Below are 15,848 nucleotides of genomic sequence, written 5' to 3'. Positions count from 1 at the left end.
CGTCAACGGCCATGTCCTGACGTCGATGGCGGCATGACCGTCAGGATGTGAAAACTGCCCTTGCAGCTAGCCTTCACCCGACCGATAGACTGCAAGATGCCGATCTTGATCGTAGAGCTCGACTTCCATTTCGACGTCAACAAGACCGAAACGCTCCTGAACGGAACGGATGGCTGCCGGCGTGTTGGCGCCGGTGCGTTCGAGTTCCATGAAGAAATGTTCGAAACCACCGGGCGTTACGACGGCCATCATGCGCCCTGTCGCATCGCTGATGTTTTTCCACGCATGCGGCACGTTCGGCGGCAGAACGACTGTGGTGCCCAAAGGGGCATCGATCACCTCGTTGCCGCACCAGAAACGATAGGCTCCGGCAATCACGCGGAAAACCTCGGTCTCCCGCGTATGCATGTGCGGCGCCGGTCCTGTTCCGGGCGCCGAAAATGTCTCCCACATGCCAAGCACGCCACCGGTTTCTTCTGCCGTCGCATGAATAAAGACCTGCCCGTCATGCAGATGTCTAGCAATCCGCTCACGCCCGGGCAACGAAACCACCGCTCTGTTGAAAATTGCCATCGAAGCTCCCCCGACTTTAGGGGAAACCTATCAGAGGTCCGGCGCGCAGAACACCACCCGATTGCATTAGGCAGACCTCTGCAACCGCCCCATTCCGGTCTAGTTGCCGTTTGCCAGAATGACGTCCAGAAACGCATCGCCAAAGCGCTCAAGCTTCGATTGCCCGACGCCCGAGATGTTCAAGAGCTCCTTCCGGCTCCTTGGCCGCTCGGTGGCGAAGGCAATCAGCGTCGTGTCGGGGAAGACGACATAGGGCGGAACGCCGAGGGATTTGGCGATCGACGTGCGTTCGGCCCGAAGCGCTTCGAAGAGAATGCCGTCGGCGCCGGAAAGGCCGGAGCGGCGCTCGCTACGTTCGGCTTTCTTGGTGCGGCGTTCCGAGGCCGGGCGATCCTTGCGGAAGAAGACCTGGCGTTCATGCTTGAAGACGGCACGGGCATCCGGCTCCAGCTTCATCGCGCCATAGGCTTCATGATCGATGCGGATCAGACCCATGGCAAGAAGCTGGCGGAAGACGGATTGCCAGATGCGGGCCGGGATATCCTTGCCGGCGCCGAAGACCGGCATGTCGACATGGCCGAAACGCTCGGTCTTTTCATTGGCATTGCCGAGAAGCACATCGATCACATGGCCGGTGCCAAAACGCTCGCCGGTGCGATAGACGGCGGCAAGCGCCTTGATCGCCGCTTCCGTCCCATCCCAGGTTTCGACTGGCTTCAGGCAGGTATCGCAATTGCCGCACTTGCCGGCATGCGCCTCGCCGAAATGCCCAAGGATCGCCTGGCGGCGGCAGGAAGCCGTTTCGCAGATGGCGAGCAGCGCGTTGAGCTTGCCGCGTTCGATGCGTTTGATCTCATCGGCCGCATTGCCCTCGTCGATCATGCGGCGGCGCTGGATGGCGTCGGACATGCCATAGGCCATCCAGACCTCCGACGGCAGGCCGTCGCGCCCAGCACGGCCGGTTTCCTGGTAATAGGCCTCGATGGAGCCCGGCAGGTCAAGATGGGCGACATAACGCACATTCGGCTTGTCGATGCCCATGCCGAAGGCGACTGTGGCGACGAGGCAAAGCTCTTCCTCTTTCAGGAACGCATCCTGATTGGCATCGCGCAGCGACCGGTCCATGCCGGCATGATAGGGAAGCGCGCGGATGCCCTGCGCGTTCAGCCAATCTGCCGTGTCTTCGACCTTGGCGCGCGACAGGCAGTAGATGATGCCGCTATTGCCCTTGTGCCTCGAGAGGAACCGCAGGAGCTGCTGGCGCGGCTGATCGCGCTCGACGATTTCGTAGGAGATGTTCGGCCGGTCGAAGCTGGTGGTGAAAACCTTGGCGTTGTTCAGCGCCAGCCGTTCGATGATGTCGTCGCGGGTGTGCGGATCGGCAGTCGCGGTCAATGCAATGCGCGGCACGCCCGGATAGTGATCCGCAAGCCTGCCGAGTTCGCGATATTCCGGGCGGAAGTCATGCCCCCATTGCGAGACGCAGTGCGCTTCGTCGATCGCAAACAGTGCGATCTTCGCACTGCCGATCGTCTCTCTGAAGCCGTCCATGAGGATCCGCTCCGGCGTGACGTAAAGTAGATCCAGCTGACCCGCCGACAGTGCGCGGCGGACATCGACGAATTCCTCGCGGGTGAGCGACGAGTTGATCGCTGCAGCGCGGATGCCGAGCTGCCTCATCGCCTCCACCTGATCGCGCATCAGGGCAATCAGCGGCGAAACGACGATGCCGACGCCGTCACGGCAGAGCGCCGGGATCTGGAAGCAGAGCGATTTGCCGGCGCCCGTCGGAAAGAGCACCACGGCATCGCCGCCTGCCACGAGCTGATCGATCACTTGCTGTTGCTTGCCGCGAAACCCGGGATAGCCGTAGACGCGCTTCAGGATAACGAGCGGGTCCCGGCCGTTGCCGAAGAGCGCGCCTGCGGCCGAAAATGCCATGTCGCCGCCGTCCATCAATGGCTTGCCGCGCCCTTCACACGGCCGGAAAGCACGCCGAAGCCATCGATGATGGCTTCCTGGTTCTCCAGCCGGAGGCCCTCGAAATGGACTTCCTGCAGGGCGCGCATCAACTGGTCGATGACATCGCCGTCTCCGGCCTCCGTTGCCTCGGCGATCTCGCGTTCGAGTTCGATTTTCTGCCAGCGCAGTGCCTTGGCGCGCTTGTGGAAGGCAAGCGCCTGGCGGTAGCCCTCGCGGGCATCCTCCATGGCCGCCTCCTCCGTCGCGATCCAGAGGCGCGCGTTGCGGATCTGCTGCTCCAGGCTCTTAAGGAGCGCGCCGAAACCCTGCTCCTCCAGCCGCTCGATCAGGTATTCGCGCGTCAGATGCGGCCCGGCGACGGCCGCCGCAGCACCGAGCACACCTGACCATAGTCGCTGAAGCTCGCGGTTGTCGTAATCGATCGAGGCGATTTCGTCATACTCGTCCTGCATCAGGGCGGGATGATTGACGATGGTGAGCGCCAGCACGCTTTCGCGCAACGCCGGAATTTCCTGATGCCCGCGCACGAGACCCGAACGCGCAAGGCGCTCGGAAACGCCGCCGCCGGAGATGCGCGCGCCGCGCGCCTCCTGCCCGCCGCGTCCGCCGGGCCGGCCGCCGCGATCGAAGCTTCGGCGCTCGCCACGGTTTTGGAATTGCGGCTGAAAGAATGCGTTGAGGCGGTCGCGGATGTCCTGCTGATAGTGGCGGCGGACATTTTCGTCGACGATGACGGCGACCATCTGCTTCAGCCGGGCTTCGAGTTCGGCGCGCGCCTCCGGCGTATCGAAATTGCCCGCGTTGATCTCGCGGCTCCAGAGCATCTCGGCGAGCGGTTTTGCCTGGCTCATCACCTTGTCGAAAGGCGCACGGCCATCATGGCGCACGAGGTCATCCGGGTCCTTGCCATCTGGCAGCAGCGCAAAACGCACGGTTCGGCCGGGCTTCAGATGCGGCAGCGCCAAATCTGCCGCACGGTTTGCGGCGCGGATGCCGGCGCCGTCGCCATCAAAGCAGAGCACCGGCTGCGGCGTCATTTTCCAAAGCAGTTCGAGCTGGTTCTCGGTAAGCGCCGTACCGAGCGGCGCAACGGCATTCTCGACGCCGGCCTGATGCAACGCGATGACGTCCATATAACCTTCGACGGCGATGACGGTGCCGGCGCCGTCTGCACCTTGGATCGCTCGCCGGGCGCGCGCGAAATTGTAGAGCACATTGCCTTTGTGGAAGAGCTCGGTCTCGTTGGAATTGAGATATTTCGCTGGCGCATCCGGCGACATGGCGCGGCCACCGAAGGCGATCACCTTCTCCCGCGACGAGAGGATGGGAAACATGATGCGGTCGCGGAAGCGATCGTAGCTGACCGGCACGTCGGGACCATGGACCACAAGACCGCAGGCTTCGATCTGCTCCTTGGCCACGCCCTTACCCGCCAGAAATTCCTTGAGCGAATTGCGGCTGTCCGGCGCAAAGCCGAGGCGGAAGGTGTCGATTGTCCGGCCCGTCAGCCCTCGGTCGCGCAGGTATGCCCGGCCCCGCGCGCCGTTCGCCGTCTGCAGTTGGTCCTGGAAGAACTGCGTCGCCAGTTCCATGACGTCCTGAAGCGAGCCGCGCTCCTTCTCGCGCTTTTCCATGACGGGATCGGCGATCGGCATGGCGACACCCGCCATATCGGCGATCTGCTGAACGGCTTCGGGGAAGCTCATGCCCTCAAGCTCGGTCAGGAAGCGGAAATGGTCGCCAGTGACGCCGCAGCCGAAGCAGTGATAGCGGCCCTTGCGGTCCTCGCAGTGAAAGCTCGGCGACTTCTCGCCGTGGAATGGGCAGCAGGCCCAGTAATCGCCGCGCGAAACATTGGTCTTGCGCTTGTCCCAGCTCACGCGACGGCCGATCACATCCGAAATCTGGACGCGGTCGCGTATCTCATCGAGAAAGGAATTGGAAAAGCGCATATGAACCTCTTGGCGAACCATCATATACGCAGGTTTGGCGGGACCTGCCATGAACTTCGGCGGAAAGACGCGCTATTCACAGGCTTGACGCCCTCGAGTTTGTATAGACGGCGACGCATGCGTGCCCAGAAGCAATCGAACTTTTAGATGCAGCATGGAGCCCGTTCAGAAGCAGTTCTCGTCCTTCGCCATAACCGACGAGGACATTGAGCGCGCCAAGAATCCCTGTATTCGGCTGGATGACCAGGAAGTATTCGATTTCTTCCAGGCAAGCGGCAAGGGCTATCAAACTCGCATCAACGCCGTCCTGTGCCACTATGTCCAGCAGCAGAAAGCTTTGAACGATCGACTCCCAAAATAACAAAAAAAACAATCAAAAAAGCATGAGAGGTTGCAGCCGAGGGTGCGACAACTGCGCACGCCGACCGCCGGTCCGCCTTCCAAACAGACCAAACAGGCTCGCGGCAAGACACGCCTCACGACGAACAAAAATTCCTTGTTTATCAATCGATTAGTGCGCACATAAGAAGATCGCGGGATAGGCTTGGCGTTGTCCGTGCGCACCGTTCATTCGCATGCAACAAGCTCACGATCGAATTATTATATTTTTGTAATTTGAATCCTCTGCTGCATGGCAATACGCTCCATCCCAACAAGCGATCCCCGAGCGAGGCTCCATCCCTACCCCCGGCGCCGCCTCGCAAGGGTGCCTTTGCAAATACGCCGCTGGTTTGGGTTTCGGCCTGCGTCGCCAGCGACAAGCAAAGAGCAAGAAGGCAGGAGCGCCCCCAGCTCCTGCCTTCTTTACTTTTGGGCTTTAACCTTCTCGGTTAACTGACCATCGGAATTTTCCAGCATCCTTGTGCAAAGTAACATTGACAGGCGCGTCCTTCGTAACAGATGGAATACGTGTGCCCGCCTGGAATGTTGGATGTCTATTACCGCAGAAAAACTTGCAGCCGATGATCGTTTTTTTGAAGCAGTGTTACTCTGCGCCAATGAGATGCTTGCGATCTATCGCGAAAGCCCGCGCATTGCCTCGATCTTTGCCGCACAGCAGCGCTGGCTGATGGCGCATGCCGGATTTGCGCTGCACTACGGCTATCCCGACGGCATAAAGAAAGGGCTTTATTCCGGCCGCTTTGTCGAATTCGTCGTCGCCAACAAGATTGCCAGCCGCAATACCGCTGCCGCTTTCATGCAGGAAATGCTTGCTTATCGCTTCCTGAAGCCGGCAAGCGGTCAGAGCGATCGCCGCACGCGGCTGCTTGAGCCGACGGAAACGGCCGAACAGCATTTCCTGAAGTGGCTGCTCGCCCATCTGTCCATCCTCGACGGACTCGATGGCGGGAAACGCCTCGAGCGGGCAAGCGCGGATCTTTCAACCATCGGCAAAATCCAACCGCTGATCGCCAAGGCGATCATCGAAACCGATGCCGTGCGCGACCCTGGCAGCACTTTCAATCTCTTCAACTGGGCAAATTCGGGCGGGCTGGTCATGGATTATCTGATGTCGCGCCTGCCGGGCTTCGATCGGTCGAAGGAGCGCACGACTCTTGGTCCCGTATCACTTGGCGAAATCCGTGCGCAATTCATGATTTCGAATACGCACCTGAAGCGCCTGCTTTCACAGGCCGCCGAAATGGGAAGCATCGGCTGGGAGGAGCCGCCGCGCAAGGGCGATCTCTGGCTCTCGCGCGGCTTCATTCTCGAATACTGGAATTATCAGGCCGCGAAATTCGCGGTCGTCGATGCTGCGGCCGAGGCAGTGCTCGGCCCGGCTGCATAGAGCCTATTTCAGCAGTTCCTTGACCGTGCCTGACGCCTTGGCGAAGTCCATTTGGCCGGCATAGCGTTCCTTGAGCGCCGCCATGACCTTCCCCATGTCCTTCGGCCCCTCGGCGGCGGTCTCCTTGATGATGGCAGCGATATTCGCCCGCACTTCGGAGTCCGAAAGCTGCTTCGGCAGGAAGTCCTGGATCACAGTGATCTCGGCACGCTCTTTGGCAGCAAGTTCGGGACGGGCGTTCTCTTCGTAGATCTTTGCCGATTCGTCGCGTTGCTTCACCATCTTGGCGAGGATCTGCAGAATCTCGTCATCCGGAGCCTCGCCTTTGCCTGTGCCGCGATTGGCGATATCGCGGTCCTTGATCGCCGCCTGGATCAGGCGGACGGTCGAGAGCCGTTCGGCATTCTTGGATTTCATCGCGTCCTTGAGCGCGGTGGCGACCTGATCGCGCAGCATCATCTTCACTCCTGTTGAATGGCGCTTCATAAACCAGCCCGATGGCAGGGATCAAATAAATTGCGATATCTGCGCGAGAAAGCGAAGGAAAAGGCCGCCGATCCACGCTAGAAAGATTGACGCCGGGGCACAGCGCGGCTATCTACCGCCACCTGCACCAAAATTCGTGATCAGGCCTGAGATGCGCTGCGACAAGCTGCGCCCATACGCTTGCGAACACAAATGGCAGTCTGACGGCCCCCAAGACGTCAGGACCTGCCGGAAACGGGATGAAGATGACCGCGACAGCACCCTGGACAACCGAAAAGCCGACCGCCCTGCTCGTTCTGGCAGATGGAACCGTGATCGAAGGCAAGGGTATCGGCGCCACCGGCAAGGTCCAGGCCGAAGTGGTCTTCAACACGGCGCTGACCGGCTACGAAGAAATTCTGACCGACCCCTCCTATCTCGGCCAGATCGTCACCTTCACCTTCCCGCATATCGGCAATATCGGCACGAATGATGAAGACATCGAAGACCTGACGCCGGCAGCGCGCCACGGCGCGGTCGGCGTCATCTTCAAGGCCGACATCACCGAGCCCTCCAACTACCGGGCCGCAAAGCATCTCGATGCCTGGCTGAAGTCCCGCGGCGTCATCGGCCTCTGCGGCATCGACACTCGCGCGCTCACCGCCTGGATCCGCGAGAACGGCGCACCGAATGCGGTGATTGCTCATGACCCGAACGGCGTCTTCGACCTTGAAACCCTAAAGGCGGAAGCCAAGGCCTGGAGCGGCCTCGAGGGCCTCGATCTCGCCAAGATCGCCTCCTCCGGCCAGTCGTCGCAATGGGCGCAGACGCCTTGGATCTGGAACGAAGGCTACGCAGAACTTGCCGCCGACAAGGCGAAATACCATGTCGTCTGCCTCGATTACGGCGTGAAGCGCAACATCCTGCGCCTCTTTGCAGGCCTCGACTGCAAGGTCACGGTCGTTCCGGCAACGACGAGCGCCGAGGACGTGCTTGCCATGCAGCCGGACGGCATCTTCCTGTCGAACGGCCCGGGCGATCCGGCGGCAACCGGCGAATATGCCGTGCCGGTAATCCGGAAGCTGATCAAGACGGATATCCCTGTCTTCGGCATCTGCCTCGGCCACCAGATGCTGGGGCTCGCGCTCGGCGCAAAGACCGAAAAGATGCACCAGGGCCATCATGGCGCCAACCACCCAGTGAAAGACCATACGACCGGCAAGGTCGAGATCGTCTCGATGAACCACGGCTTTGCGGTCGACACGAAGTCGCTGCCGGAAGGCGTTGAGGAGACTCACGTTTCCCTCTTCGACGGCACCAATTGTGGCCTGCGCGTCGCCGGCAAGCAGATCTTCTCCGTCCAGCACCATCCGGAAGCCTCTCCCGGCCCGCAGGACAGCCATTACCTCTTCCGCCGCTTCATCAACATGGTGCGCGGAAAGAAAGGCGAAGCAGCGCTCGCCGAGCGTTGACACGCAGTCGTCAGCCGAACGAAAGCCCGCCTGCCGCGGGCTTTTCTTTTACCTGGCGCTTGACCTAAACTTAACTTGAGGAACTAGACCGATTGCCGTGACATCGACAACCAAGGAGATGGTGATGAACGGCGCTTTTTATCGCGTGGACAAGTTTGCTGTGCCGGAGGAGGCACGCGAGGAGTTTCTGATCAATGTGTTGAGGACGCACGAGGTGCTGCAGGCCCAGGAAGGCTTCATCCGGCACACGGTACTGGAGCAGGTATCGGGGCCGGGCGAATTCAATTTCGTGACGATTGCCGAATGGGAAAGCGCCGAGGTCGTCGAGCGGGTAAAGGCCGCCGTCCAGGCGGCGCACCGGGCGCGAAACTTCGATCCTCAGGCGCTTTTCACGCGACTCGGTATCCGTGCCGACATCGCCAATTACAAGCCGGTTGCAGCTTGACGATCGAATGGCCGGCTCAGGCGCCGGCCATTTCCCCCTCGTGACGCACGAGAATGTAGAAACGCGCGCAGAGCATGACCGCGGCAGCCGCAAGGCCGACGAGAAAACCGAACCAGATGCCGACGCCGCCGAAGCCCATCGGGAAAGCGAAGAACCAGGCAAGGAAGAATCCGATCGGCCAGTAGGCAATCAGCGCCATGATCATCGGCACACGCGCATCCTTGAGGCCGCGCAGCAAACCATTGGCAACCGCCTGCATGCCGTCGACGAGCTGGAAGAGACCGGCAACGACGATGAGCGGACCGGCGTAAGCCAGGACCTGCGGCGCTTCCGGCGAATTGACGTCCAGGAACCAGCTGCCGAGAAATTCGGGCATGATGGCAAAAAGCACGCCGCCGATACCGGAGATCGCCGCCGCGATGATCAGTACCGCGATCGAGGCGCGAACCAGAGCGGAATGGTCCCCCTGCCCGTGCGCAATGCCGACGCGGACGGTTGCGGCCTGCGAGAGGCCGAGTGGGATCATGAAGGCGATCGACGCCCATTGGAGCGCAATGCCATGTGCCGCAAGCTCAATCGTGCCGATGTAACCCATCAGCAGCGAGGCAACTGTAAAGAGGCTGACTTCCGCAAGAATGGTCACGCTGATCGGCAGACCGAGACGAACGACGTCCCAAAGCGCGTGCCAATCCGGCCGCCAGAAACGCACCAGGATCTCGTAACGCCGCGTCTCCTGCCTCATCTGCACATAGGCGAGGATGAAGATAAAGCCCGCAGTCTGCACTGCGACCGAGACGATCGCAGCGCCCTGAAGGCCCATTGCCGGAAAACCAAAATGACCGAGGACGAGGGCGTAGGCGAAGATCGCGTTTATAACCAGCATGGCAATGGTCACATTGAGGACGACGGCAGCCTTGCCGATCGCGCTGACGAGCGCGCGCACAACATTGTAGAGCAGCCCCGGCAGCACGCCGAAATGGCCGATCAGGATATAGCCGTGCGCAAGCTTGGCCACTTCCGGCTTCTGGCCAGCGGCGAGCAATATCTCCTCGGCATAAAAGAAGGCCGGCTGCATGACCAGCCAATAGAGTGTGACCATCCAAAGGCCCATGCGCATCGAGCGACGAACGGTGACGACATCGCCCCGGCCGTAAGCCTGCGCGACCATCGGGATAACCGCAATGGCAAAGCCCGAACCGAAAATCAGGATCGTGAACAGAAACTGCGCCGATAGCACCATGGCAGCCAGATTCTCGGCGCCAAGGCGGCCGACGATCATCACGTCCGTGGTATTGATGCCAAGCTGGGCAAGCTGTGCGCCGATGAACGGAATGCCGAGCGACAACGTGGCGCGGAAATGCGCACCCCAGTGATTGTCGGTTTGCGGCGCAAGCCTGTGCACGTCGATCGGCGCGTCCATCAGAGCCATTCCTGTTTGGTTGAATCAGTTCAGGCCGCATTTCGCGGCAATACCGGGCCTTAGATCAAAGGCCCGCAAAGAGCCACCCCAAAAGAGGCAGATGATGAAAAATTCATCACATCATCACGAATTCTGATAGCTCATTGCGCCGGCGCCTCCAAGGCTTCCGAAGGTTTCGGTGTCCGGACCTTCGCGAGGAACACCAGGGCCGCCGAGAGAATAAAGAAGGCGGCGAGCAGGTAGGGAGCACCGGCAAAGGTCACTGGAGCATCCGGCCCGGTGAAATAGCCGAACATCTGCGTGAAGATCAGCGGGCCGGCGATCGTCGTAATGCTGCTGAGGCTGGTCAGCGCTCCCTGCAATTCGCCCTGCGCGGATGGCGGCACCTTGCCGGCGGCGATGCTGCGAAGCGGCGGATCGGCGACGTTTTCCATCACGGTCAGAATGATGACCGTGTAGACGACCCAGCCCTCCCAGGCGAAAGCATAACCCGTCAGAGCAACGACGGAGAAAGAAAGGCCGACGATGGCGGTCTTCCACTCACCGAGCACCGGCACGATCTTTGGCAGCACGAGCCCCATGACGATCGCAGCGCCGATGCCGTAGATACCGAGCGAAAGGCCGATTTGGCCTTCGCTCCAGCCGTAGCGATAGGTCGAAACGAAGGACCAGACGGACGGATAAACGGCGTGTGCCAGCCAGAAGAGGAACATGACGGCGCCGACCCAGCCGATGCCGGGATAATTGCGCATCTGCTTCAACGCGCCCAGCGGATTGGCTCGCTTCCATTCGAAAGTGCGCCGATGCTTGGCGTCTAGCGTTTCCGGCAACAGGAAATAGGCCGCAGCGAAATTGAGGAAGGAAAGCGCCGCTGCGCCGAAGAATGGAACGCGCGGGCCGAATTCGCCGAGTAGACCGCCAATGACCGGTCCAATCGTGAAGCCGACGCCGAAGGCGATGCCGATCAGTCCGAAATTCTTGGCGCGGTTCCCGTCATTGCTGATGTCGGCGATATAGGCAGAACACGTCGCATAGCTGCCGCCGCTGAAGCCTGCGAGCGCCCGGCCGACAAAAAGCATCCAGAAGCTGGTGGCGACCGCGCAGATGAGATTGTCGATCGCGAAGGTCACCACGGAGAGAAGCAAGATCGGACGGCGGCCGAAACGGTCACTGAGATTGCCAAGCAGCGGCGAGAACAAAAACAGCATGCCGGCATAGACGACCAGCAGCCAGCCGCCGTCGAGTGCGGCATCGCTGATGGTTCCGCCGGTAAGTTCCTCAAGATAGGCGGGCAGCACCGGCATGATGATCGCAATGCCGATCACGTCCAAAAACAGGATCATGAAAACGAGGAAGAGGCCTCGGCGAACGAATTTGGGATCGAGCATGGAACATCTCTCAACAGGGGATTGCTTTCTGGAAAGACGATCTCGTCGCCGGGGTTGTTACATAGCCCAACGAGAAAAATGAAACAATACGTGAACATTTCAAAGTTTTTGATCAAGCCGCCAGCGAAATTGATCGGCGGGCGGAACAAACGGAGATTCTAAGCGGGCCGCCGCTGCTCCTTTACGAAACCGACGAAGGCGCGCAGCGCAGGTGGCATGTGCCTGCGGCTGTCATAATAGAGGAACGGTCCGGAGAATCCGGTGACCCACGCCTCAATGATCGGCATGAGTTCGCCGCGTGCAATGGCTAGCGAGCACTTCCTCGAAGGGACCGGTGACGCCGAGGCCGGCGATGGCACCACCAACCTCCATCTCGATGACGTTGGCTACCAGCGACCCGGACGGCGGATCACCAGCGTTTCGCCGTCGCTCTCGAACTCCCCGTCGAGACGTGCGCCGTTGCGCCAATAGTCTTCGGGTGCTGCGGCACGCCGCGTCTTTCGAGATAGGCGGGCGACGCGGCAACGATATGGCACTGGCAACATGGGCTGCCGTGCGAAGGCTCCGCTCCTTGCAATGGCGGCGAAGGCAGCCAGATCACTGAGAGGCAAGTCATCCATTGTGCGCATTATCGTACAGGGTGTTCAATGTTATCCGAATTATCGCACAAAGTCCGGTCGGGTAAAACACGTCTGAGGATGCCGCTCAGGTATCGAAAAAGGAGAAAAGAGATGCAGACCTATCGTTTGGCAAAGACCGGACCCGAAGTTTCCGCCATCGGCCTCGGTTGCATGGGTATGTCGGGCATGTATGGCCCTTCGGATCGCGAAGAGGGCATCGCCACCATCCATGCCGCGCTGGATGCCGGCGTCAACCTGCTGGATACGGGCGATTTCTACGGCATGGGCCATAACGAGATGCTGATCGGCGCAGCGCTGAAAGGCCGCAAACGCGAGAATGTCGTGATCAGCGTCAAGACCGGAGCGCTCCGCGATCCGCGGGGCACGTGGCTCGGCTACGATTGCCGGCCGGCGGCGCTCAAGAACTTCGTTGCCTACTCGCTGCAGCGTCTCGGCGTCGACTACATCGACATCTACCGCCCTGCCCGCCTCGACCCGAACGTGCCGATCGAAGAGACCGTCGGCGCGATCGCCGACATGATCAAGGGCGGCTATGTTCGGCACGTCGGCCTTTCCGAAGTCGGCGCCGACACGATCCGCAGGGCGGCGGCCGTTCATCCGATCGTCGATCTTCAGATCGAATATTCACTGATTTCCCGCGGCATCGAAGATGCAATCCTACCCACCTGCCGCGAACTCGGCATCTCGATCACCGCTTACGGCGTGCTCTCGCGCGGCTTGATCAGCGGCCACTGGCAGAAGGGCCAGGCATCGGGCAAAGGCGATTTTCGCGGTTATAGCCCCCGTTTCCAGGAAGCTAATATCGACCAGAACCTGGCGCTCGTCGAAGAACTCCGCAAGATCGCTGAGGCAAAGCGGGTTTCAGTCGCCCAGATCGCAATCGCCTGGGTTGCCGCACAGGGCAAGGACATTATCCCGCTCGTCGGCGCCCGCCGCCGCGACCGGCTGACGGAAGCGCTCGGTTCAAGAGCCGTCGAGCTTTCGGCAGATGATATGGACACGATCGCACGCGCCGTGCCGAAGGATGCGGCGGCAGGCGCGCGCTACCCGGATGCGCAATTGCAGCATATGGACAGCGAAAAATAGGGCCATAAGCTCCTGCTGGCAGCGCCCTCCCCAGCCCTCTCCCTGTCAAAATGAGGAGAGGGCGAGCAAAAGATGCTCGCTCAAACCGGCCCGGAGAACGTATCGCAGGCGGCGAGCTGGCCGCTGTCGAAGCCCCGCTTGAACCAGCGCATGCGCTGGTCCGAGGTGCCATGATTGAAGCTTTCCGGCACGACATAGCCCTGGCTGCGCTTCTGCAGCGTGTCATCGCCGATCTGCTGAGCAGCGTTCAGCGCCTCTTCAAGGTCTCCGGCATCGAGCATGCCTTTCTGCTCGGTATATTTCCCCCAGATGCCTGCAAAGCAATCGGCCTGCAGCTCGACGCGCACCGACATTTTATTGGCCTCGGCTTCGCTCATGCGCTGGCGCGCCTCGTTGAACTTCGGCAGGATGCCGAGCAGGTTCTGGACGTGGTGGCCGACTTCATGGGCGACGACATAGGCTTCGGCGAAGTCGCCGGAGGCGCCAAATTTGCTCTCGAGCTCCTGGAAGAACGCGGTGTCGAGATAGACCTTGTGATCACCGGGGCAATAGAACGGTCCGGTGGCGGCGGATGCGAAACCGCAGGCCGATCGCGTCGCCTCTGCAAAGAGCACCAGTCTTGGCTCCTCATAATCCCTGCCCTGAGCCTGGAAGATGCCCTGCCAGGTGTCCTCGGTCTCGGCCAGCACGGTACGCATGAATGCGGTCATTTCGTCATCGGCGGGCGTACTAGTGCCTTCCGATTGGCTCTGCTCGTAGCCGGAGCCGCCCGTCATGCCGCCATCCAACACCTGCATCAGGTCGATGCCCATCGCCTTGAAGATCAGATAGATGACAACGAGGAAGATGATCGTGCCGATCGAAAGCCCGCCACCCCTGCGTCCCACACCGCCGCCTGTTGGAAAGCTGAAGCCGCCGTTGCGGCCGAACGGATTACGGCCGAACCCGCCACCCGTCGCATCACCGCGGCGATCCTCGACATTGTCCGACTGGCGGCGCCCCTTCCATTCCATCTGAACTCTCCCCCTGGCGATGCGCAGGCATGCGCTCTAGGGCAATTATATATCCGGCGACGGCGTGAAGGCCAGCAGGTTTCAGGCAAAGGGCTTTAGACGCGGACAAAGCGCGAATGGCACCGATCGTCCCGTGCACAATGCCGGCCATGGCCGACCGTATCGTTCCCGCTGAAGATCACCTCATTCATGATCGCCCCCGGCACCAAAGTGAACAGACCGGTCCAAGACCACTAGACCGAAGTCGTGACAAGCCTCGGCCGCGAACTCGTGCTCCTTTTCCTTTAGCGACACGCTGAAGGAGCCGGGCGACACAGCCGGGCTGCAGGTTCATCGCTCGCATGGGACTGCCGATGCCCATGTCGAGCGCTCGAAGCAGGACAAACGGAACCTTCTTATCCTGACGCGCGACGGCTTCGAAATTCCGGTCAGCCGTAGCTGCGCGGCGAAGGTGCGGCGTTGCGTCGGTTGAAGAAAATGCACCAAATGCTTGACGTGACTCCCGCTTTCGCCCTCACTGAAGGAGAGGATGCGGGAGGACATGATGAAAGCTGTACGCCTGGAAGCGACGGGGCGGCTTGCGGTAAGCCGAATGGAAAAGCCGGTGCCAGGCCCTGGCGAAATGCTGGTGAAGGTCGAAGCCTGCGGCATCTGCGGCACCGACCGCCATCTCTTCCTGGGTGAATTTCCGTCGAAGCCGCCGGTGACACTCGGGCACGAATTCGTCGGCATCATCGAAGCCGTTGGGCAAGGCGTGAGCGCCTTTCGCCCCGGCATGCGGGTGACCGGCGACCCGAACATCGCCTGCCGACGCTGCCCGGAGTGCCAGCGCGGACATGTCAATCTCTGCCGGAACCTGCAGGCGATCGGCATTCATCGGGATGGCGGTTTTGCCGAGTATGTCTGCATGCCGGAGCAACAGGCGTTCGAACTGCCTCAGTCGCTCGCACCGCTGCATGGCGCCTTTTGTGAACCCCTCGCCTGCTGTCTGCACGGCGTCGATCTGGCAAAGATCAGGGCAGGCGCATCCGTGGCCGTGCTCGGCGGTGGCGTGATCGGACTACTTGTCGTGCAGCTTGCGCGGCTCGCCGGTGCAACGCGTGTCGTGCTGGTGACGCGCAACGCCGATAAACGGCGGCTTGCCGAAGACCTTGGCGCGACGGCAACGGCCGACCCCTCAGCAGGCGACGTCGTCAATCTGGTCACCGCTGACCAGGGCCTTCTGCCGGGCGGTGCCGATGTGGTGATCGAATGCGCCGGCGTGGCGGAGACCATGGAACAGGCTCCTCTCCTCGCCCGCCGCGGCGGCACCGTCGTGATCCTCGGTGTCATGCCGCAAGGCGCCAGGATTTCCATGCAGCCCTTCGATCTGCTGTTTCGCGAGATCAAGCTGGTGAACTCGTTTCTGAACCCCTTCACCCACGGTCGCGCTGCGGACCTGATCGCCACTGGCGTCATCAAGGTCGAGCCTCTCATCTCCCGCCGGATCGGGCTTGATAACGCGCCGGAAGCGATCGCCAATCCGGCACGCAACGGCGAGATACGCGTCATTGTAGTACCCGGCCCGTGAACGGCATTTCAGGAGTTTTCGGATTCCTGTCGATTCCGCGATTTATGGGGT

At 61.0% G+C, this 15,848-nt stretch carries 14 protein-coding genes and 1 pseudogene; 8 read left to right on the top strand and 7 right to left on the bottom strand.

The window, feature by feature from the left end; translation table 11 throughout:
- Window positions 1-66: 66 nt before the first annotated feature.
- The 3 genes from A3C3_RS38040 to dnaG all read right to left on the bottom strand — a co-directional run bounded on the left by A3C3_RS38040 (window position 67) and on the right by dnaG (window position 4,508).
- Window positions 67-573 carry a cupin domain-containing protein gene (locus tag A3C3_RS38040; protein ID WP_022714271.1) on the bottom strand — a complete coding sequence of 169 codons (507 nt, stop codon included), beginning with the start codon at window positions 571-573 and terminating at the stop codon, window positions 67-69.
- A gap of 99 nt (window positions 574-672) precedes the next feature.
- Entirely contained in the window at window positions 673-2,514 is a 1,842-nt protein-coding gene (recQ, locus tag A3C3_RS0108980; RefSeq protein ID WP_376774897.1) for a DNA helicase RecQ, read from the bottom strand.
- Window positions 2,515-2,528: 14 nt separating this feature from the next.
- Complete coding sequence (gene dnaG / locus A3C3_RS0108975; RefSeq protein WP_028739513.1) at window positions 2,529-4,508, bottom strand: DNA primase; 1,980 nt, start codon at window positions 4,506-4,508, stop codon at window positions 2,529-2,531.
- A gap of 154 nt (window positions 4,509-4,662) precedes the next feature.
- Here dnaG and A3C3_RS38035 point away from each other — a divergent pair, with 154 nt between their 5' ends.
- Both A3C3_RS38035 and A3C3_RS0108965 read left to right on the top strand, forming a co-directional pair.
- On the top strand, window positions 4,663-4,869 hold the full coding sequence (locus A3C3_RS38035; protein WP_022714268.1) for a BrnA antitoxin family protein: 207 nt from the start codon (window positions 4,663-4,665) through the stop codon (window positions 4,867-4,869).
- 570 nt (window positions 4,870-5,439) lie between these two features.
- The gene (locus A3C3_RS0108965) at window positions 5,440-6,297 is read left to right on the top strand and encodes a hypothetical protein (protein ID WP_022714267.1); all 858 of its coding nucleotides are present in this window, start codon (window positions 5,440-5,442) and stop codon (window positions 6,295-6,297) included.
- A gap of 3 nt (window positions 6,298-6,300) precedes the next feature.
- Here the strand turns inward: A3C3_RS0108965 and A3C3_RS0108960 are convergent, their stop codons facing one another.
- Window positions 6,301-6,753, bottom strand: coding sequence for a GatB/YqeY domain-containing protein (locus A3C3_RS0108960; RefSeq protein ID WP_022714266.1), 453 nt, complete (start codon window positions 6,751-6,753; stop codon window positions 6,301-6,303).
- Between the two features lie 275 nt (window positions 6,754-7,028).
- Between A3C3_RS0108960 and carA the strand changes: the two genes are divergently transcribed.
- Together carA and A3C3_RS0108950 are read left to right on the top strand one after the other, a co-directional pair.
- Complete coding sequence (gene carA / locus A3C3_RS0108955) at window positions 7,029-8,234, top strand: glutamine-hydrolyzing carbamoyl-phosphate synthase small subunit (RefSeq protein WP_028739512.1); 1,206 nt, start codon at window positions 7,029-7,031, stop codon at window positions 8,232-8,234.
- A gap of 124 nt (window positions 8,235-8,358) precedes the next feature.
- Window positions 8,359-8,679: an antibiotic biosynthesis monooxygenase family protein gene (locus tag A3C3_RS0108950; protein ID WP_022714264.1), complete on the top strand. Its 321-nt coding sequence runs from the start codon at window positions 8,359-8,361 to the stop codon at window positions 8,677-8,679.
- Between the two features lie 16 nt (window positions 8,680-8,695).
- On the opposite strand, the gene A3C3_RS0108945 is transcribed toward A3C3_RS0108950, so the two are convergent.
- Together A3C3_RS0108945 and A3C3_RS0108940 are read right to left on the bottom strand one after the other, a co-directional pair.
- Window positions 8,696-10,099, bottom strand: coding sequence for an MATE family efflux transporter (locus A3C3_RS0108945; protein WP_028739511.1), 1,404 nt, complete (start codon window positions 10,097-10,099; stop codon window positions 8,696-8,698).
- A gap of 140 nt (window positions 10,100-10,239) precedes the next feature.
- A complete protein-coding gene (locus tag A3C3_RS0108940; protein ID WP_022714262.1) occupies window positions 10,240-11,487 on the bottom strand; it encodes a TCR/Tet family MFS transporter in 1,248 nt (415 codons plus the stop codon).
- A 261-nt stretch (window positions 11,488-11,748) separates the two neighbouring features.
- Between A3C3_RS0108940 and A3C3_RS45115 the strand changes: the two genes are divergently transcribed.
- On the top strand, window positions 11,749-11,958 hold the full coding sequence (locus A3C3_RS45115; RefSeq protein ID WP_145611807.1) for a hypothetical protein: 210 nt from the start codon (window positions 11,749-11,751) through the stop codon (window positions 11,956-11,958).
- 260 nt (window positions 11,959-12,218) lie between these two features.
- Window positions 12,219-13,214 carry an aldo/keto reductase gene (locus tag A3C3_RS0108925; RefSeq protein WP_022714259.1) on the top strand — a complete coding sequence of 332 codons (996 nt, stop codon included), beginning with the start codon at window positions 12,219-12,221 and terminating at the stop codon, window positions 13,212-13,214.
- A gap of 80 nt (window positions 13,215-13,294) precedes the next feature.
- Here A3C3_RS0108925 and ypfJ read toward each other — a convergent pair whose 3' ends face one another.
- Complete coding sequence (gene ypfJ / locus A3C3_RS0108920; RefSeq protein WP_022714258.1) at window positions 13,295-14,227, bottom strand: KPN_02809 family neutral zinc metallopeptidase; 933 nt, start codon at window positions 14,225-14,227, stop codon at window positions 13,295-13,297.
- Window positions 14,228-14,446: 219 nt separating this feature from the next.
- Here ypfJ and A3C3_RS45110 point away from each other — a divergent pair.
- Window positions 14,447-14,699 (top strand): annotated as a pseudogene (locus tag A3C3_RS45110) (LytTR family DNA-binding domain-containing protein); the annotation flags it as partial.
- A gap of 72 nt (window positions 14,700-14,771) precedes the next feature.
- Window positions 14,772-15,797, top strand: a complete 1,026-nt coding sequence (locus A3C3_RS0108915; RefSeq protein WP_028739510.1) for a zinc-dependent alcohol dehydrogenase family protein — start codon at window positions 14,772-14,774, stop codon at window positions 15,795-15,797.
- Window positions 15,798-15,848: the final 51 nt, after the last annotated feature.

It is taken from the genome of Rhizobium mongolense USDA 1844 (assembly GCF_000419765.1).
Classification (GTDB): domain Bacteria; phylum Pseudomonadota; class Alphaproteobacteria; order Rhizobiales; family Rhizobiaceae; genus Rhizobium; species Rhizobium mongolense.
This window is presented reverse-complemented; position numbering and strand designations above follow the sequence as displayed.

Excerpts from the sequence above, each read along its gene's own strand:
- A3C3_RS38040 (WP_022714271.1), bottom strand. The coding sequence starts at position 573 with ATGGCAATTTTCAACAGAGCGGTGGTTTCGTTGCCCGGGCGTGAGCGG.
- recQ (WP_376774897.1), bottom strand. The coding sequence starts at position 2,514 with ATGGCATTTTCGGCCGCAGGCGCGCTCTTCGGCAACGGCCGGGACCCG.
- dnaG (WP_028739513.1), bottom strand. The coding sequence starts at position 4,508 with ATGCGCTTTTCCAATTCCTTTCTCGATGAGATACGCGACCGCGTCCAG.
- A3C3_RS38035 (WP_022714268.1), top strand. The coding sequence starts at position 4,663 with ATGGAGCCCGTTCAGAAGCAGTTCTCGTCCTTCGCCATAACCGACGAG.
- A3C3_RS0108965 (WP_022714267.1), top strand. The coding sequence starts at position 5,440 with ATGTCTATTACCGCAGAAAAACTTGCAGCCGATGATCGTTTTTTTGAA.
- A3C3_RS0108960 (WP_022714266.1), bottom strand. The coding sequence starts at position 6,753 with ATGCTGCGCGATCAGGTCGCCACCGCGCTCAAGGACGCGATGAAATCC.
- carA (WP_028739512.1), top strand. The coding sequence starts at position 7,029 with ATGACCGCGACAGCACCCTGGACAACCGAAAAGCCGACCGCCCTGCTC.
- A3C3_RS0108950 (WP_022714264.1), top strand. The coding sequence starts at position 8,359 with ATGAACGGCGCTTTTTATCGCGTGGACAAGTTTGCTGTGCCGGAGGAG.
- A3C3_RS0108945 (WP_028739511.1), bottom strand. The coding sequence starts at position 10,099 with ATGGACGCGCCGATCGACGTGCACAGGCTTGCGCCGCAAACCGACAAT.
- A3C3_RS0108940 (WP_022714262.1), bottom strand. The coding sequence starts at position 11,487 with ATGCTCGATCCCAAATTCGTTCGCCGAGGCCTCTTCCTCGTTTTCATG.
- A3C3_RS0108925 (WP_022714259.1), top strand. The coding sequence starts at position 12,219 with ATGCAGACCTATCGTTTGGCAAAGACCGGACCCGAAGTTTCCGCCATC.
- ypfJ (WP_022714258.1), bottom strand. The coding sequence starts at position 14,227 with ATGGAATGGAAGGGGCGCCGCCAGTCGGACAATGTCGAGGATCGCCGC.
- A3C3_RS0108915 (WP_028739510.1), top strand. The coding sequence starts at position 14,772 with ATGAAAGCTGTACGCCTGGAAGCGACGGGGCGGCTTGCGGTAAGCCGA.